The sequence below is a fragment of the Coleofasciculus sp. H7-2 genome (assembly GCF_042747725.1).
Classification (GTDB): domain Bacteria; phylum Cyanobacteriota; class Cyanobacteriia; order Cyanobacteriales; family FACHB-T130; genus FACHB-T130.
The window spans coordinates 1-17,117 of sequence record NZ_JBHZGO010000083.1 but is presented as its reverse complement, the minus strand read 5'-3'; the positions used below and the strand labels follow the sequence as shown (position 1 = coordinate 17,117).

The 17,117-nt window shown below is 47.4% G+C and carries 16 protein-coding genes; 9 read left to right on the top strand and 7 right to left on the bottom strand.

The annotated features are described in order from the left end of the window. Positions 1-59 precede the first annotated feature (59 nt). Positions 60-1,247 carry a serine/threonine protein kinase gene (locus ACFW2W_RS16165; protein ID WP_378180064.1) on the top strand — a complete coding sequence of 396 codons (1,188 nt, stop codon included), beginning with the start codon at positions 60-62 and terminating at the stop codon, positions 1,245-1,247. A 22-nt stretch (positions 1,248-1,269) separates the two neighbouring features. Here ACFW2W_RS16165 and ACFW2W_RS16160 read toward each other — a convergent pair whose 3' ends face one another. Continuing rightward, positions 1,270-3,459, bottom strand: coding sequence for a recombinase family protein (locus tag ACFW2W_RS16160; RefSeq protein WP_378180061.1), 2,190 nt, complete (start codon positions 3,457-3,459; stop codon positions 1,270-1,272). 44 nt (positions 3,460-3,503) lie between these two features. Between ACFW2W_RS16160 and ACFW2W_RS16155 the strand changes: the two genes are divergently transcribed. Continuing rightward, positions 3,504-4,880 carry a proton extrusion protein PcxA gene (locus ACFW2W_RS16155; protein ID WP_378180058.1) on the top strand — a complete coding sequence of 459 codons (1,377 nt, stop codon included), beginning with the start codon at positions 3,504-3,506 and terminating at the stop codon, positions 4,878-4,880. Between the two features lie 66 nt (positions 4,881-4,946). Here ACFW2W_RS16155 and hpsU read toward each other — a convergent pair whose 3' ends face one another. The 4 genes from hpsU to ACFW2W_RS16135 all read right to left on the bottom strand — a co-directional run bounded on the left by hpsU (position 4,947) and on the right by ACFW2W_RS16135 (position 8,333). Beyond that, positions 4,947-5,540: a hormogonium polysaccharide biosynthesis acetyltransferase HpsU gene (gene hpsU / locus ACFW2W_RS16150; RefSeq protein WP_378180056.1), complete on the bottom strand. Its 594-nt coding sequence runs from the start codon at positions 5,538-5,540 to the stop codon at positions 4,947-4,949. A gap of 1 nt (position 5,541) precedes the next feature. Next, the gene (locus ACFW2W_RS16145) at positions 5,542-6,495 is read right to left on the bottom strand and encodes a glycosyltransferase family 2 protein (protein ID WP_378180053.1); all 954 of its coding nucleotides are present in this window, start codon (positions 6,493-6,495) and stop codon (positions 5,542-5,544) included. 51 nt (positions 6,496-6,546) lie between these two features. Continuing rightward, complete coding sequence (locus ACFW2W_RS16140; RefSeq protein ID WP_378180050.1) at positions 6,547-7,509, bottom strand: glycosyltransferase family 2 protein; 963 nt, start codon at positions 7,507-7,509, stop codon at positions 6,547-6,549. Between the two features lie 86 nt (positions 7,510-7,595). Then, positions 7,596-8,333: a hypothetical protein gene (locus ACFW2W_RS16135; protein WP_378180047.1), complete on the bottom strand. Its 738-nt coding sequence runs from the start codon at positions 8,331-8,333 to the stop codon at positions 7,596-7,598. Positions 8,334-8,620: 287 nt separating this feature from the next. Here ACFW2W_RS16135 and cobU point away from each other — a divergent pair, with 287 nt between their 5' ends. Beyond that, positions 8,621-9,175 (top strand): bifunctional adenosylcobinamide kinase/adenosylcobinamide-phosphate guanylyltransferase, encoded by a 555-nt coding sequence (gene cobU / locus ACFW2W_RS16130; RefSeq protein ID WP_378180044.1) that lies wholly within the window; start codon positions 8,621-8,623, stop codon positions 9,173-9,175. A gap of 113 nt (positions 9,176-9,288) precedes the next feature. Then, positions 9,289-9,702 carry a hypothetical protein gene (locus tag ACFW2W_RS16125; protein ID WP_378180041.1) on the top strand — a complete coding sequence of 138 codons (414 nt, stop codon included), beginning with the start codon at positions 9,289-9,291 and terminating at the stop codon, positions 9,700-9,702. A gap of 26 nt (positions 9,703-9,728) precedes the next feature. On the opposite strand, the gene ACFW2W_RS16120 is transcribed toward ACFW2W_RS16125, so the two are convergent. Beyond that, positions 9,729-10,685, bottom strand: coding sequence for a ribonuclease Z (locus tag ACFW2W_RS16120; protein ID WP_378180038.1), 957 nt, complete (start codon positions 10,683-10,685; stop codon positions 9,729-9,731). A gap of 359 nt (positions 10,686-11,044) precedes the next feature. Between ACFW2W_RS16120 and ACFW2W_RS16115 the strand changes: the two genes are divergently transcribed. Beyond that, positions 11,045-12,190 carry a SpoIID/LytB domain-containing protein gene (locus tag ACFW2W_RS16115; protein WP_378180035.1) on the top strand — a complete coding sequence of 382 codons (1,146 nt, stop codon included), beginning with the start codon at positions 11,045-11,047 and terminating at the stop codon, positions 12,188-12,190. Between the two features lie 131 nt (positions 12,191-12,321). Here the strand turns inward: ACFW2W_RS16115 and ACFW2W_RS16110 are convergent, their stop codons facing one another. Continuing rightward, positions 12,322-13,641, bottom strand: coding sequence for a hypothetical protein (locus ACFW2W_RS16110; RefSeq protein ID WP_378180032.1), 1,320 nt, complete (start codon positions 13,639-13,641; stop codon positions 12,322-12,324). Between the two features lie 68 nt (positions 13,642-13,709). On the opposite strand from ACFW2W_RS16110, the gene ACFW2W_RS16105 reads away from it, so the two are divergent. From ACFW2W_RS16105 to ACFW2W_RS16090, 4 genes are all read left to right on the top strand, one after another. Beyond that, on the top strand, positions 13,710-14,348 hold the full coding sequence (locus tag ACFW2W_RS16105; RefSeq protein WP_378180029.1) for a pentapeptide repeat-containing protein: 639 nt from the start codon (positions 13,710-13,712) through the stop codon (positions 14,346-14,348). 163 nt (positions 14,349-14,511) lie between these two features. After that, positions 14,512-15,732 (top strand): caspase domain-containing protein, encoded by a 1,221-nt coding sequence (locus ACFW2W_RS16100; protein ID WP_378180026.1) that lies wholly within the window; start codon positions 14,512-14,514, stop codon positions 15,730-15,732. A gap of 444 nt (positions 15,733-16,176) precedes the next feature. Next, positions 16,177-16,620, top strand: coding sequence for an IS200/IS605 family transposase (gene tnpA / locus ACFW2W_RS16095; RefSeq protein ID WP_378180023.1), 444 nt, complete (start codon positions 16,177-16,179; stop codon positions 16,618-16,620). A gap of 145 nt (positions 16,621-16,765) precedes the next feature. Further along, positions 16,766-17,117: transposase (locus tag ACFW2W_RS16090; RefSeq protein WP_378180020.1), on the top strand; the 352-nt coding region annotated here is incomplete at its 3' end.

The following is a 17,117-nucleotide window of genomic DNA, read 5'->3' as shown; positions in this document are numbered from 1 at the left end:
AAGGCAAATATTAAGTCTCGAAATCCCTCATCTCAGCTTTCTACGGAAAATAACTAATAATGCTGCAAGCCGAACAAATATTACAGGGGCGTTATCAACTCAAACAAAGATTGGGTCAAAATGCTGGGCGACAAACCTGGTTGGCAGATGATTTGGAAACCCAACCTAGCGAGTCGGTAGTTGTCAAACTTCTTGCCTTTGGCGACGAGGTGCAGTGGGACGATCTCAAACTGTTTGAAAGAGAAGCACAGGTACTCAAGCAGTTGAATCATCCGAGGATTCCCAAGTATCGAGATTATTTTTGTATCGATGAGCGATCGCTCTGGTTCGGCTTAGTCCAAGGATACATCCCCGGTGCCTCTCTTAAGGAATTACTCTCACAAGGCAAAAAGTTCAGTGAAAAGGAAGTCCGTAAGATTGCCTCTGAAATTCTTAATATTCTGATTTATCTACACGAACTTAGTCCCTCAGTGCTACATCGAGACATCAAACCGAGCAATTTAATTTGGGGTGAGGAGGGCAAGATATATTTAGTTGATTTTGGCGCGGTGCAAGATAAAGCAGCGACAGAGGGAGCCACCTTTACTGTTGTGGGAACTTATGGCTATGCCCCGATGGAGCAATTTGGTGGAAGGGCTGTTCCAGCTTCAGACTTGTATTCGCTGGGAGCAACTTTAATTCATTTGTTGACAGGTACGGCACCGGCTGATTTGCCTTCTAGGGATTTACGAATTCATTTTTCTCATCAAGTAAGCCTCAGTTCCAGTATGGTTAGCTGGATTGAAAAATTAACTGAACCAGCTCTAGAAAAACGGTTCAAAAGTGCAAAAATTGCCCTAGAAGCGCTGCGATCGGGCAGAAATCTAAACACATCAACGGATATCCAACCTTTAAATCCATCAACACTGGTCAATAATTCTGGGCAAGGCAGTTTATTGGATGAGACAGTACCAGTACCCGATGAAATCAAAGGTTGGAATTGGGGAGCATTTCTGATGCCTTATCTATGGCCTTTGAGCAATCATGTTTGGATTGGGCTTTTAGCCTGGGTACCCAGTGTCGGTTGGTTGATGGGGTTCGCCCTCGGTTCTAAGGGCAATGAATGGGCTTGGAAAAGTAAAAAATGGCGGAGTATTGAACAATTCAAAGCCCATCAAAGAGGCTGGGCGATCGCGGGATTGTTTATCGGGATACCGATGGCTTGGGCATATATCTGGATACTCACCCTTTTTCTCCATTCCCTCTAAAAACCTCGGCAAGATCGCGTTGTTAGCTGAGTGCATAATCAGGGTTCAAAGGAACCGAGGCATTGACTAAGGACAATAAGGGACCAGTTTGCTCCTGTCCATTTGTAGCCAATTCGCTATGGCACAGATAAATTCGCTCTCCCACTCGCCCCAGTAAATCCAGCAAAATCCGCCGCAGTCTTTGCTCATCTGCTTCTTGGGTATCTTCTTCTGTTAGCGGTCCCGACCAATCCTTGAGAAACAAAGGGGCACCGTAGAGAGTGGCAGCACCACCCTTTGACCAGAGGTGCGAACCGGCATCGAGCCAAAATTGCCATCGGTGGAACCGACGAGCCGCCCGATATTGGAAGATCGTTGCCAAAGTCACGGCGTGACGGTCTCGACCGAGGGGACGCACGGGGTAAGGGTTAGCAGTGACGGTGCCGCGACGCAACAAGCAGATAAACCGCTCAATGGTGGTGTAATCTGGGGTTTCAATGCGATCGCTCTGCCTCAGCCTTCCATCGACTTCCCAGTAGTGTTGGGCGGTTTCCATCAGTTCGCGTAAGGCGGCTAGCTGGTCGTAGGGGAGATTGCTGCCTTTCCACAAAAACTGCTGAATTGCCCGGTCAAGCAGGGCGACGCAGTTGGGAATGAGACGCTGTTCCAGCTGACCTCGTTGCACCTCTAGCCACTGCAAAATCTCTTCATAAGCAGCACAGGCTGAGTGTCCCAGCCGATCCCAGCGGGGAAAATACGTCACCGGCAGCAACCGGGGTTGCTCTGGATCGGGGGAATAGCAGTAATCTGCTAATAAACCCGCCCTGACTGGGTCAATCCTTAAGGATGAAGGATGAACGATCGGAGATGAATTTGTGCTACCTCCGGACTCCGGACTGCTGACTCCGGACTCCTGAGTGAGTACCACCAGCATTTCCGCCACGGCATCCCGGTCTACCAGCCGCCCCAAGCCTGGATAAACGAGCGCCAGCAGCGTCAGCAGCGCCCGGATCGTCGGGGAAGCACTCAGAGGGCGCTGTTCGCTCAAGGTTTGGACGGGGATATCCTGGCTGGAGAGGATTTCGATTAAGGTATAGCGAGCGATCGCATCCAAACCAGGGGCAATCACTGCCACGTCCTGAGGCTGCACCTGTCCGCTGTGTACGGCTTTGGCGATCGCCAAAGCGGTTTCTCGCAACAACTGAGCGCGGGAAGTGGTTTGAATCAACTGTACCGACTCCGGTAAGGTCAACAGAAACATGGGGTCGCTCACCGCTTCCACCACCGGCTTTCCGTAAAGTGCCGCCACATTGCTCGGTTGCTGGCTCAAAGTTTCTACCTGACAGCGCCACTCCAGACTGGCAAGATAATTTGGGTCGGCGTTCAAACCGAGTCGCACTGCCCCATCCGGATTATAAGTAAAGGCTCCCGCTGCTCCTTTATCTAAAAGAAAGTTGAATAGATCGCAGGCGATCGCTGGATAATCATCCACATTATCCGCCAGTACTCCCTGATATCGGCGAATCAAGTGCTGCTGATAAGCTTCGTCTGGCAGCAGATAACGCCAATAAAGTTCGCAAATAATCCCATACGTCAGCAATCCCCGTTCCAAACACCATTGCCGCCAATCTATCAGCAAAGTTCCTATTTTCGCCCAGTCGGGACGCTCCACCACCGGATCGTCGTCCCTGGCAAACCCTTGTTGTTCTGCTAAACCTTGTTCGAGAAGACTGGGAATTTCCTCAATGGGTCTTCCTGCGATCGCGCACAGCTGCAACAAGTCCAGAACGCGACGCACCGAACGAGACTCGCTCACCCCCAAAAACTGGAGGCTACCATTATCCAACTCCGGACGCCACAACCGGGTGGCTAACTCCTGCTCAGTTTCCGGGCGCAGTCTGACTGGAAATTGTGCCCTGAGATTCAACCGCTGAATCAACAAAGGCCAAAATAAGATCGCCTCATCCTGAAAGAAACCCAGAGGTGTTTTAGATTGAATGGGATACCGCCCCTGTGTCGCCGTAACCAAGCGGTCAGCTAATTCGCTCCGATTATCATCATTGGCAGCAAAGACTAAGATTGTCGGTGCCTGCGCCCGCCTTCCCGCCTTCCGACGCGAACCTCGCGGTTGAGATTCCCCTTCAGCCCACTGGCAAAACAGATTTACGAGGCGTGTTGTCTTTCCACTGCGAGTCGGCCCGACGATCCAGATGGTCTGCGATTGCGTTAACATTGCTAAACGCTGGGTGATACTTGTGTAATAGCTCGGTTTCTATTATGAAACTATCTTTCTTGACACAGCTCCAATCCTACTTAGAGAATGCCAACCAGTGGTTCTCAGAAACCCCAGAGAGAGCCTTGGATCGGGCATATAAGGCAGCCTTAATGATTAAGGCTTTGGAAGATGAACATTTTGACGGTAAAAAAATCTCCCCAGATTGCCAAAAATACCGTGAAAATGCCATGTCTTATTTTGAAACAAAACTTAAAAATCACTTAAAGACTGCTAAATTTGGGCTGGCAGAGTTTCAGGTCAGCGCTTCAATAGTGACTGGTTCTAATCCAGATTTAGCAAGAAAAACAAAAACGACCGGAGCGGCAAATTCTAGAAGAGAGGATTTTGACCTTCAAGACAAACAATCCATAACTTTAGAAAAACTTAAATTTATTGATGATGTTTTATCTAAATACAAGCCTGGAAAAAATCGTTCCTCATCAGCCTTAGTCCCCGTCCCTAAATCTAAATCTGTAGAAGTGAACTTGAGGAATGTTGACCGGATTGAAGCCAAGAATCTAGTCAATCAGCCAACTTTGTTTCCTACAGACGAACGAGTGGCTGAGGAGGCTGAAACAATGACTGATACAACCAGTTTTGTGCCTCGCTCAATCTTGAGTACGCTAGATCGACTCAAGAGAAACTTTGACCCCAACTCAGAAGAAGAAGTTGTTCAAAGTTTTCGCACCTCCCAAACGAAAACCATTATTTCTATTCGGTTTATTTTAGTTTTAATTTTAGTTCCTCTATTAACTCAACAAGTAAGTAAAACTTTCTTGGTTGGGCCTCTCGTCGATCGCTTCCGGGAGCCAAACAAAACTGAAATCTTCCTAAATGTCGATCTGGAAGAAGAGGCTTTTCAGGAATTACAAAGATTTGAAGAATTACTAAAATTTAAAAGTTTAATCGGTGTCGCTCCTCAACTATCTAAGGAGGAAATGGAAGAAGAAGTCAAAGGGAAGGCATTAAAAATTGGGGAGGAATATAGTCAAAGAAGTGCCAACGCTATCAAAAATGTTTTTGCCGATCTAATTGCAGCTGGCTCTCTTTACTTGTTACTTCTTAATAGCCGAAAAGAAATTGCAATTTTCAAAGCTTTTATAGATGACGTAGTTTATGGTCTCAGTGACAGTGCTAAAGCTTTTATTATTATCTTGTTCACTGACATCTTTGTAGGGTTTCACTCTCCTCACGGCTGGGAAGTGATTCTGGAAGGAATGGCAAGGCATTTAGGCTTACCAGAAAGCAGAGATTTTAACTTTATATTTATTGCCACCTTTCCTGTCATTTTGGACACGATATTTAAGTATTGGATTTTCCGCTACTTAAACCGAATCTCTCCGTCAGCCGTTGCTACTTACCGGAATATGAATGAATAGTTAAAAATTAAAAATGCTTGCATTTAAAAATTAAAGAAGAGGTATTCTTTCCCCCATTTTTAATTTCTAATTTTTAATTTCTCTGGGGTAGTGGGGACGGCAGGGGGTGCCCCAGCAAACCTGCTGGGGTGGAATGTTGCCGAAAACGCTGCTACGTGCCCCAATCACAGAATTCGCTCCGATTTCAACCCCAGGCGCAATAAAGCAATCTGTGGCAATCCAGACGCCGTTGCCAATCGTGATACTGGCTGTCATCAGCTTGAAAGCTGGGTCTTGGATGTCATGACTGCCGGTACAGAGGTAGCTTTTTTGGGAAATGACGCAGTGCTGACCGATGTGAATGCGGTCAAGGCTGTATAAAACGACATCATCCCCAATCCAGCTGTAGTCTCCGATTTCGATTTTCCAGGGATAAGTAAAGCGGGCGGTTGGTCGGATGACTAAGCCGGTGCCAATTTTTGCTCCAAACAGGCGCAAAAGCCAGCAGCGGATGCCACTAAAGGGATGGGGAGTTAAGGGGAAGGCGATCGCTTGTACCAACCACCACAGCAAGACAAACCAACCCGGTCGTCCTCTGTCAAACCAGGATTGGTCGTAACGGCGTAAATCAACGAGAGATTCCGACGCGATCGCTGGCGGTTGTTCGCCTGGTTCCAACACCCTACACGCTTCCTTTTAATGAATCTGGCTGGGGTACCGGTTGGGGAGGCACGGAGGAGGCAGCCGCTACGTTCAACTGACCGCCAAACTCCATCAATTCATAAAGTTTGACGCCAATTTGATACTCGTATTGACTCATCAGCCGTGCATAGATGTATCCAGGTTTCCCATCCAAAAAGCCTCGCTGAATAATGTAAATCAAAATAAACCGGATCAACGGTTTGAAGGGGAGGCGCACCCAAGTTTTTTTGAGATACCGCTTGCGCTGTACCGCATCCCCAAACAAATTAGCGCCAATCGTGCCGCTTTCGTCTTTGCCGGTCAGGATATTTAAATAAACGCGGGCTTCCCAGTTCGAGTAGCGGTTATGTCGTTCCAGCCAGTGGAATATGTCCCGAAAGTCAATGTGCAGCATATCGTTTTTCAGATAGCCTGCTTTGCCTTGCAAAATGACGTGTTCGTGAACTTCGTTGTCGCCTGTGTTGCGAATTTCTTCTGTCCCCAAGTTTTCGTAGCGACCTGTTTTGTGCTTAAACAAACGCAGGTTCCAGTCGGGATATCTACCGCCATGTTGAATCCATTTACCGAGGAAAAATACTTTGCGGTTCAGGTAGTAGCCTTCGTATTCTGGATTCTGAATGGCAGTTGCAATTTCATCCCAGAGTTCGGGGGTAATGCGCTCATCACAATCGACAATTAGTACCCATTCGTTACCAAAAGGCAGATTGTCTAAAGCCCAGTTTTTCTTTTTAGGCCAGCGACCGTTGAAGTGAAATTGAACAACTTTTGCGCCGTAACTTTCGGAAATTTCAATCGAGCGATCGCTACTTTGGGAATCTACGACAAAAACTTCATCAGCCCTGGCTACACTCTCCAGGCAAGCCGCCAGATTTGCTTGTTCATTTTTAGCGGGAATCAGAACCGAAACGGGAAGTTTGGAGGGGGTGGAGGTCATGACCATGAAGGATGAAGGAACAATTAAAAATTAACAATTAAAAATTAAAAACTAAGATTTTTCTTTTTTAATCTTTAATTCCGACTCTGGACTTTGCACTTTGAAAGGAGCAGATAACATCCCTTGAATTGCTGCACTCAAATAACCCATCTGACCGTAGGCATACACCAGATTGTCGAACCGTTGGGCGGGATCGCCAAAATATTTAACAGATTTGTAGAGACCTCGCACGATTCGTTCGCCTCCCAACAATAGCTGGCGCGGTCCTGCCTTACCAGCGATTTGTTCGCGGTAACATTCACTGATGCCTTGCCACCAGCCCCGGCTGAAAAACCAGGCTTGTTCAAGGCGTTCGGGAGAGACATTGTGGGCAACTAAGGCGTCAGGCAGATAGGCAACTTGCCAACCCAATTTCAGTGCCCGTTCTGTCATGTGTAATTCTTCATTTGATAACAAATTTTTGCCGACTCGACCCAGATTAACATCGAACCCCCCAATTTGCTCTAAAAAGGTACGTCTGAGCGAGTAATTTAAGCCTCTGGGGGTCATACCGGCTTGTTTGATATAGACGATGGAATCTCCTAAATCGTATGCTCCCAGACACCCTGATAGTCCGGGGGAAAGCCACTGAGGAGGCGTGGTGCCATCGGGCCAGATTAAGGTGACTTTGCCACCGGCGATCGCTAGTTTTTCATTGCTTTGATAAGCATCATAGAGTGCCGACAGCCAAGATGGGCTAGCAACGGCATCATCATCTAGATAGGCGAGAATTTCACTTTTGGCTTCCTTGGCACCCCTGTTGCGGGCGACAGATAGACCTGTAACGCTTTCGTAGACGTACTTTACACCCGGTCGGGCTTTGACTATTTCGGATGTGCGATCGCTGGAGGCATTATCCACCACCACCACTTCAAAATCCGGAAAATCTTGATTCAGTAAGCTATCAATGGCAGCACCTAAATACTGCTCTCGATTGTGAGTACATATAATCGCAGAAATTTTAGGCTCTGTCATAAATTTGGGGTTAGGGCTAGATCAATTAAAAATGCAAAATTAAAAATTAAAAATTGCAGAAATTCCTAATTTTTAATTTTTAATTTTTAATTCTCACTTAGATGACTATGTAGAACAACGAGTGTTTCCGCCAGTTGACTGAGGCGGGTTTCCAGATCCTCTTTGCGATTCAGCAGCAGGCGCAGCTTTTGATAACGAGCGATCGCTACACTCACACTCGGAATCTGTTCGGGTGGACAGGGACGCGACCAAAATTGACCATTCTCATCCATTCCTACAAGGCGGTATCCAGTCCGTGGAGATTCACAAGTCACCTTTTCATCGGGTTGATTGCACAGTTCTTCTACATAGTCCATCAGCTGGTGTACTGACTTGGCATGACCCTTTTCTACCGCCTGACGCAGCGCCTCAACGCCAACCTCCGGTTCGCGGGAATGAGACTCTAACCAACCATCAACAATCGGCCCTTCTAGATAAATATCTTGAATTTGGCGCAAGATTTGATGGAGTTCCTTCTGCCAACCCCCGACAATCACTTCAATTTCTTGCAACAGAGTCATCGCCAAGGCAGGATTGGCAGCGTTCCGATGGTTGGTGAAACTGGGAGGTTTTAATTTTGGCAGGACTGGCGTCTTGCCAGATTGCTTTTGGTCAGCGAAAGGCTGTACCGTCATCGAAATAGAGCGATTGGCATCTGATGATGCCTCTGAACCCCAACCCATCGTATCGGGCTGATTTTCCCAAGGGGACGGGTTGTCGATGACAGGACTTTGATCCGCCAATCGATCCAGTGTTGTCTCAATCCGTTTTAATTCTGGTTTCATAGTTATCTGACGCCACTCCTGCAAATCAAACCTGTTAACTGCCGCTAGAATCTCTAAAAGATTGGGATTGTTGCTTTTCCTGGGTTTTTGTTTCTATTTTATTTGTTTATTTGTCTGGTAGGATTAACGGTCTCAATGGACACAACGAAAATTTTGGGAAGTCTGACCGCTAGAATAACCCAGACACTGTACAGGTGGGTAAGATACAAATTTTGCCACTGTTGAATTTAACTTTAATGCACAACTCGCCGGAAACGGGTGAAAAAGTTCTTCGTGACCTCATCTGAATGACTTCTATTAAGCATTTAATCTTAGTGACTGGCCCAGCCCGTTCTGGCAAAAGTGAGTGGGCGGAGACTCTGGCAATGCGTTCGGGTAAGCCAGTTATCTATGTGGCAACGGCTCAAGTTGACCCCAACGATCTAGAATGGCTTTCCCGAATTGAACAACATCGACGACGACGCCCTAGCGAATGGGCAACGCTGCAAGTGCCGATAACACTGGCGGCAACGATTCGGGCATCTCAGAATTCTAGTTGTCTCCTGGTTGATTCTTTGGGAACTTGGGTGGCTAATTTTTTAGACCAAGACGATGAATCTTGGGAGAGGACGTGCCAGGAGTTGCTGGAAAGTTTGGAAAGTAGCGTCAGTGATGCGATCTTGGTGGCAGAGGAAGCGGGGTGGGGCGTTGTTCCCGCCTATCCCCTCGGTCGGGTGTTCCGCGATCGCTTGGGAGGGCTGGTGCGTCGAGTAGGCGCGATCGCTAACCCAGTCTACTTAGTTACTGCCGGTCACGTTCTCAACCTGAGCCACCTGGGAACGCCCTTACCAAAATTATCATAGGCGCTAGCATAGAAAAACTTAAAGGCAAACTGGCAATTGCCAATGACTCATGGCTAATTGAGAAAAAGCTAGTTGTTCATTACCCTATACGTATTACCGTTAACTGCGTTGTTATGGCATCTCAACACCAAGTCAGAGAGTATCTTGCTTATTGGTTTCAGTTAGGCAAAAAAGTTTTGATTCGTAATGGTCAAGAAGCGCTGCTGCTGCAACCCGTGATTCGGGGCGATCGCTACTCTCAAGAATTTGAAAACTGCTGGCAGCAAATCCTCTCCCCAGAGTCAGGGGACTGCTACTTAGAGGGCACCGAAGAATCGATTGCCCAGTTGCTGACACCGGCATGGGATATGTCGCCCTGTTCTCGTTGCACCATGCCCGTACCCGTCCGGACTGCGGGAATGCCGCCTTTGCTGTGTCCCTGTAACGATCTCACGGGCTGGCCCAACACGGAAGTTCCACTACCGCGATCGCCTGTCAGCAATCAAAATCGTCTCGTTGAAATACGCGACCGGCTTCGGAACAATTAAAAATTAACGATTCCCTTGTTTAATTTTTAATTCCTAATTCCTAATTCCTCCTGCCGCCGCCGAGGCACCTCATAATTTAGAAAATCATAAGCCAATTCTGTACTCGGAAAAATGGCACGCGCTTCCTTGAGCAGGTCATCCAGCCCAATTGCATTACCGGGGGCATAGCGGGGGCTGAAATGGGTCATAATCAGATGCTTAACACTAGCAGCATGAGCAACTTGAGCCGCCATCGTTGAAGTGGAGTGCAAGCGATCGAAAGCTAGCTGGGCATCTTGATGGGCAAAGGTAGCTTCGTGAATTAACACATCCGCATCCCGCGAAAGTTCCACCGCCTCGTCGCAATAAACCGTGTCGGTACAGTAAACAATTTTGCGACCGATTTCTGTCGGTCCGCACAAATCTGCCCCATGAATTTGCCGCCCATCTAGCAGCGTCACAGTTTCGCCGCGTTTGAGTTGCCCGTAGACCCGACCCGGAGGAATCGAGAGTGCTGTAGCCTTTTCCACATCGAAGCGCCCTGGACGGTCTTTTTCAGTGACTCGGTAGCCAAAGGCAGTGACTCGATGCTTCAGGGGACCACAGGTGACGATAAATTCTTCGTCTTCATAGACCACTCCCGGTTGTACGGTGTGAACCTGAACCGGGTAGGAAAAATGGGTTGAAGAGTACTGCCTGCAAGCACGGAGGTATTCATTGAGACCGGGGGGGCCGTAGAGGTCAATGCGTTGAACATTGCCAGCCAAACCACAGCTTGCCAAAAGACCCATTAAGCCGAATGTATGGTCTCCGTGCATATGGGTGATAAAAATACGGTTCAGTTGACCGATTTTCAAGTCACTCCGTAATAGCTGGTGTTGGGTACCTTCGCCACAGTCAAACAGCCAGAGTTCTCCTCGTTGAGGTAGCCGTAAAGCCACGCTGGACACGTTGCGCGATCGCGTCGGTACACCGGAACTTGTCCCTAAAAAAGTAATTTGCATTTTGGCAAGAAAACGGTCGCAAAGTCTAGGAATTGCCTCCCGTAACTATCCTGACACAGCATCTGGGGAACACGCAGTTCCTCTGAAGACTCAGGATAAAAGTTCACAGGATTGATTAGTAGCACTCCGGCAACAAACATGGTAAATATATCCACGTTAAGAAAAGTCAGCGGGTTGTGCCAATTTACAAGCGGATTTGCTCTCAAGGGTCTTGAATTCAGTGAAGTTTAAGGACAGGATTCTGGCTCTCAATTTAACTGGAATTTAATGATGAGTATACCTAGCACTCCCTTTGGCATCGTGTGAGGAAATTTTAATAAATGATAACTAAACAGCTTCTAGGCAAACAGAAATCCTTCATGCTTCAGAATTCATGCTTCATCTTACCCTTCTTGAAGGCGTCCTCCGGGCGGCTACATCCTTCTAAATGGTGGCTGACTTTCTTGTTGTGGCTCATGCTGGTTGCTCCCGCTAAAGCGATGGAACTGCGCGTGGCGATTCAAGAAGGTGTCAGCAAGATTACCGTGGGCAGTTCCACCAAAGCCGTAATCCGCGATAGTGCTGGTCGAGTGGTGGGAGAAATGGCGGCAATGGATGGCATGGAAGCCCGTGCTACAGGCGGTGGTGTGGCGCTGGGCGGAAAGCAAAGCACGCAACTGTTGGTGGAACCGACGGGTGGCGGCTATGTTTGGATCGGCGATCGCTGGTATCGGGGACGCACTCGATTGGTTCCCACTGGCAAAGGACTCACCGCCGTCAACCAAGTTGATTTAGAACAATATCTTTACAGCGTCTTAGGCTCGGAAATGAGCGCTAATTGGCCTCTGGAAGCCCTGAAGGCGCAAGCTGTCGCCGCTCGTTCCTACGCCCTGTATAAGCGCCAAACTGCTGGCAATAGTGTTTTTGATGTCGGCGATACCCAGACTTGGCAAGTTTACAAAGGTCTGGAAACCGAAGCTGAGTCAACGCAAATGGCTGTGAATGCCACCGCTGGGCAAGTATTGACCTACAACGGTCAAATTATTCTCGCTGTCTTCCACTCTGCTTCTGGAGGACACACGGAAAATGTGGAAAATGTTTGGTCGCAACCCCTGGCTTACCTGCGCGGCGTCCCAGACTACGACCAAGGGACACCGGGCTACCAGTGGCAGAAAAGCTTCTCCCGCAACGAACTCAGTCGGCTTCTAGGTGTGAGCAACGTTAAATCTCTGGTACCGGAACGCACTACCCCCAGCGGACGGATTATGACGATGAAAGTGGTTGGGAGTGGTAGCACGCGGCGGATGAGCGGAAGTCAGCTGCGTCAAGCGCTGAACCTTAGGAGTACGTTGTTCACCGTTAGTTCCACAGGAACGGGTTTTCAGCTCAACGGTCGTGGTTTTGGACACGGTCTTGGTTTAAGCCAGTGGGGGGCTTACAATTTAGCTCAGCAGGGGACAAACTACCAGCAAATTTTGGGGCACTATTACCAGCGCACCGCGATCGCCAGTATGAAAGTGCAGTAGGGGGCAACTGTTTCCGCCCCAAAGCAGGCGGTAGCCACACTCGTGACATCGCTTGGCTCACCCAGGAGCGATCGCTACAATTAAAAATTAAAAATTAAGTTTCCCCATTTTTAATTTTTAATTTTTAATTGTTAATTATTTAGGCGACGCTGCCATTCTGCATCAATCTTATCGGCTTGCTCGATCTCCTGTTCTATAAGCTCGGTTTCGGTCGTGTAGGCTAAGTCCTCGCGACCGATTACTGTTTTAGCGGCAAATTGTTGGGCATAAGCAATTTTCTTGTGCAAAGCAGAATTGGCTTGATTCAACAAGATGGCTCGTTCTTGTCGTTGTTGATTTCGGGCTTCAACTCGCTGATTTCTCCACTGAATCCAGAAATAGCGAATTAGGGGAATTGACAGGAAAGCGATGCCGTAGCTGAGTAAAATCCAGTAAATTGACTGTACGAAGGCGATGAGTCCGCCGGATTGGGCTAATTGAATCCCTATCTCACCCCGCAACAGGGAATTGAGAACTAAAGCACCGATAATATTCACGGCACCTAGCCCTGCGGATAGCATAATTTGTCCGCTATCGGCTTGGCTAAAGCGCCAAGGACGCTCTCGGAGATAAGCACCTACCGGCTGCGAATTTCGCTCTTGCGCTGTAGTTTGTAATTCTGGGAAGTGATAGACGATTTCTCCATCTGGGCTGACTTCCGGTTGCCCGTTAAAACGGGTGAGGACACTCAGCATATAATCTTCGTATTCTTTGCCCCAGCCTTCGCCAATGTCATCGAGATAAGGTGCGATTTGTTCGGCTGTCACGGCACCCTGGTTATTGCGAATTACAGTGGCGATTTCTTGCCAGCGGCGTTCTTCTAAATCGGCATTGGGATTCCCATCGCCAAATAGGAAGGAGAAGACGGCTTCTAGGAAGTTCATCTGTCTCTTTCCTTCGGGGGATGAGACACGACGCTGCTGGTAGCGATCGCTATAGTCTGGATAGAAAAACCACCAGATGTCAGGACCAAACCAGAAGTGGGGCATAAACACCATACCGCCGCCGCCGTGAGAGTGACCGCCGCCGGAATCATCGCTATCGCGGCTGCTGTTGACGGCGATTAGAATAACCGCGATCGCTACAAAGATTAGGACAATGGAAGCAATCAGGATAATCCCGAAGGAAATCCTGATCAGGTAAAACAAAACCTTCCAAATTTTTTCCCACCATTCCTTCAGTCGCAGCCGCAAGAACTTATTGCGGAGAACTGTCCGGAAATTCTTAGGGAAAAGGTAGACGATCTCGCCGGTTTCTGCTACCTGCAAGTGTCCACGGGCGTCGGATGCTAAAGCTAGTAATCCAGCCTGAGCCATGTTGACATTTAACCCAGCTTGGGTTGCCACATCGCCAACCGTGACTCGGTAGCCCAGGTGTTCAACTGCTTGCATGAGGGTGGGATTGGGAGCCATGTGCTTTCCTCAAGGACGAAGGCTACTATCACCAGTATAAAATCTTGGCAAATTCCAGCAGGCAGATTATGAAAGGAACAAGACTCGCGATCGCTCTTAGCGTATGCCACACTAACGCAGATCGGCGCTTCGCTACGCTAACGCTAACGTGGCTGTTCGCTCTTTTATTCTCACTTTTGGGATTAGCAACACCACTCAAAGCCGCCAATCTGGAACACGTTAAACAGTTGCTAAAAACTAAACAATGTCCTCAGTGTGACTTGAGGGGTGCTGAGTTGAGAGATGTGGACTTAAGGGCGGCTGACTTGAGGCGTGCTAATCTCGCCGGTGCCAATCTCAGTGCTGCCGATTTAAGGGGTGCCAATTTAGGGGGGGCGAATCTAGGCGGTGCCAGCTTGATTAATAGCGATCTCAGCGGTGCCAATTTGAGCGGCGCTAATTTGAATTTAGCTGCGTTGATTAAAGCCAATCTCACCAGTGCTAACCTTGCCGGTTCTGCGTTAACGATGGCGAAGTTACCGGGCGCTGATCTCACAAAGGCTGATTTGCGGCAAACTAATCTCATTAGTGCTGACTTGAGCAATGCCATTCTCCGAGGAACAGACTTGCGGGGGGCGGATTTGCGAAATGCTGATTTTGAGAATGCAATTCTGGAGGGCGTCCAGCTCAATAGTGCAATTCTCCCGGATGGCACTTTGCATTATTAGCTAATCGTTGAACTGCTAGTAGATATTCCCGAAAAAATTGATGTCTCTATTTAAATTAGTCTTCATAAGATGTTACTGTTACAGATTCCGATACAAATTCCTGAATTAGCAGATAAACGCTTAAGGTAGAAACACCTTAAAAAGCATTATAAATAGGGTGATTATGGCACGAATTTCTCGCCGTCATTTCTTCCAATTCGCTGGCTCTACTCTGGCAACCTTAGGGCTAAGTCAGCTAAATATTCATCAACAAGCGGAAAGCTACGGCAAGGTTCTGGCACAAAGTACCCCGCGCAAAATTGCTTTACTCGTCGGCATCAATAAGTATTCATCTCAACCTTTGCGGGGATGTGTCAGTGATGTGGAATTGCAGCGTCATCTCCTGATTCACCGCTTTGGTTTTAATCCCAAAGATATTTATACCCTGATAGATGAAAAAGCCACTCGCTCTGGCATTCTAGAGGCATTTGAAGAGCATCTGATTAAGCAAGCCAAGCCTGGGGATGTGGTTGTATATCACTACTCAGGGCATGGTTCCCGCGTTCTCGATCCAGATCCTATGGTTGTTAGTTCAAGTAACGACAAGAATGGATTAAATGGCACTTTCGTCCCGGTTGATGCTTCGCTACCTGTTGGATACCCAGAACAAGGCGGTGTGGTGAAGGACATTATGGGACACACCTTGTTCTTGCTGATGTCAGCTGTGAAAAGTGATAATTTCACCGCTGTTCTAGATAGCTGTTACTCTGGCGGTGCCACTAGGGATCGTCGAGTGCGATCGCGCGATGGAGGCAGCAAGGTACAGATTTCTCCAGAAGAAAAATTATACCAAGAAAAGTGGCTGTCACGTCTGAATCTTTCTCGCGAAGAGTTTGTTAGGCGATATCAGGCGGGAGTTGCCAAAGGAGTTGTCCTGGCGGCAACAGATCCAAATCAAACTGCGGCAGATGCTAAGTTTAATGGCTTCTATGCGGGAATCTTTACCTACCTATTGACGCAGTATCTCTGGCAGCAAACCAGCACAGTTGAAGATGCGATCGCCTACGCTATTCAAAATCTACCTAAGGAATATAACCAAACTCCCCGTTTTGAGGTGAAAGTTGCCAGTGGGTATGAAAAGCAACCCATCTATTTCATCAACAACCCAAGTTTATTAGCAAATGCAGTAATTACCGAGATTAAAGGGAATAAAGCGACGTTGTGGTTGGGTGGCTTTGATGAAAAAGGTTTAGCAGATTTGGCTAATGGCACGGTGTTTACTATTATCGGTGCTGGGGGACGTAGTTCGGGTAAAGTAACGTTGCGATCGCGTAATGGCTTAATTGGAATAGCGACAGTGGAGGGGGTTGTTGCACCTGGAACATTGTTGCGGAAGGTGGATTAATTGTGTGTAAGCTGTCTTGCCTACATCCGCCAGCGATTTAAATCGCTGGCTCATAGCGCAAGTCCTCTTTAGAGGACTAAACAAATCAAATTGAAATTTTGGCTCTTTTTAGTCAGTTTCAACTGACTTGAGCTATTAGCCTGGGGTTTAAACCCCAGGCGGACTATCTTGAGCTATTAGCCTGGGGTTTAAACCCCAGGCGGACTATCGGATAAGCGAAAAATGTGGCTAAATTATGTTAAACAACACACACGCCAGCGATTTAAATCGCTGGCTCATAGCGCAAGTCCTCTAAAGAGGACTAAACAAATTAATTGCTATTTTGGCTCTTTTTAGTCAGTTTCAACTGACTTGAGCTATTAGCCTGGGGTTTAAACCCCAGGCGGACTGGCAGGCTAGCGAAAAATATAGCTAAATTATATTAAATAACAGCGAATAGTTTTAATGGCTCTTTGGCGACTTTACTACCATCTTGTTTGGGCGACGAAACAGCGGCAACCTCTGATTAGTCCTGACAGAAAAACTAAACTTTATGATTACATTATTGGCAAAGCTGATGCTCTCGCTTGTATCGTTCATGCAATCGGTGGCATAGAAGATCATATTCATCTAGTGGTTTCCATTCCCCCGACTTTATCAATTGCTGATTTTGTTAAAAATATAAAAGGTAGTAGCGCCCATTATCTAAATCATGCATTATCTGCTTCTCCAAATAAATTTGGTTGGCAAGAAGGATATGGTGTGTTTTCTCTGGGAGGTAAGCAACTGGATCAAGCCGTAGCATACGTTCAAAATCAGAAAGCACATCATTTGAACGCGACTACTGTAACGTCTTTGGAAGAATATAATCATCAAGATGATTCTCCGTCCCATTGGTATCCCAGATAAAAGACGCATCAAATTTAATTCAGTCAGCCAGGGGTTTAAATCGTTGGCTGATAGCGCAAGTCCTCTTAACGGGACTTAAACAATGAATTAAAACCAAATGAGTTATGATCCATGCCAGATAAGAAGTTCACGTTGAAAAATACCCATGAAGGAAACTACACCCGACGCAATGCCTCCATGCTTTGAGAAATGGTGCAGTCGGTTTGATGATGTTTTCAGCCATCAAGCCCAAAAAAAAGGGTTTAGGCACTATTTGGGAGGACTATTGGGGGAAAGTGAGCGAAAAAATTTAACTCAAATGTCGAACAACGCAGTAGGAGTGGTTTACCACCAATTGCATCATTTTTTAACAGAAGCGACCTGGGACTTAGAAAAAGTTAACGAGCGAAGGTTGCAAGTAATGCAGCAATGCAGCCAAACAAAGGTAAGAAGAGGATTTACGTTAATAATAGATGATTCCGGGCATAGAAAAAGTGGCAAAGAGACGGCTGGAATCG

What these genes read in the sequence shown, in the direction of transcription:
- ACFW2W_RS16165 (WP_378180064.1), top strand. Translation starts at nt 60, where the DNA reads ATGCTGCAAGCCGAACAAATATTACAGGGGCGTTATCAACTCAAACAA.
- ACFW2W_RS16160 (WP_378180061.1), bottom strand. Translation starts at nt 3,459, where the DNA reads ATGTTAACGCAATCGCAGACCATCTGGATCGTCGGGCCGACTCGCAGT.
- ACFW2W_RS16155 (WP_378180058.1), top strand. Translation starts at nt 3,504, where the DNA reads ATGAAACTATCTTTCTTGACACAGCTCCAATCCTACTTAGAGAATGCC.
- ACFW2W_RS16145 (WP_378180053.1), bottom strand. Translation starts at nt 6,495, where the DNA reads ATGACCTCCACCCCCTCCAAACTTCCCGTTTCGGTTCTGATTCCCGCT.
- ACFW2W_RS16140 (WP_378180050.1), bottom strand. Translation starts at nt 7,509, where the DNA reads ATGACAGAGCCTAAAATTTCTGCGATTATATGTACTCACAATCGAGAG.
- ACFW2W_RS16135 (WP_378180047.1), bottom strand. Translation starts at nt 8,333, where the DNA reads ATGAAACCAGAATTAAAACGGATTGAGACAACACTGGATCGATTGGCG.
- cobU (WP_378180044.1), top strand. Translation starts at nt 8,621, where the DNA reads ATGACTTCTATTAAGCATTTAATCTTAGTGACTGGCCCAGCCCGTTCT.
- ACFW2W_RS16125 (WP_378180041.1), top strand. Translation starts at nt 9,289, where the DNA reads ATGGCATCTCAACACCAAGTCAGAGAGTATCTTGCTTATTGGTTTCAG.
- ACFW2W_RS16120 (WP_378180038.1), bottom strand. Translation starts at nt 10,685, where the DNA reads ATGCAAATTACTTTTTTAGGGACAAGTTCCGGTGTACCGACGCGATCG.
- ACFW2W_RS16115 (WP_378180035.1), top strand. Translation starts at nt 11,045, where the DNA reads ATGCTTCAGAATTCATGCTTCATCTTACCCTTCTTGAAGGCGTCCTCC.
- ACFW2W_RS16110 (WP_378180032.1), bottom strand. Translation starts at nt 13,641, where the DNA reads ATGGCTCCCAATCCCACCCTCATGCAAGCAGTTGAACACCTGGGCTAC.
- ACFW2W_RS16105 (WP_378180029.1), top strand. Translation starts at nt 13,710, where the DNA reads ATGAAAGGAACAAGACTCGCGATCGCTCTTAGCGTATGCCACACTAAC.
- ACFW2W_RS16100 (WP_378180026.1), top strand. Translation starts at nt 14,512, where the DNA reads ATGGCACGAATTTCTCGCCGTCATTTCTTCCAATTCGCTGGCTCTACT.
- tnpA (WP_378180023.1), top strand. Translation starts at nt 16,177, where the DNA reads ATGGCTCTTTGGCGACTTTACTACCATCTTGTTTGGGCGACGAAACAG.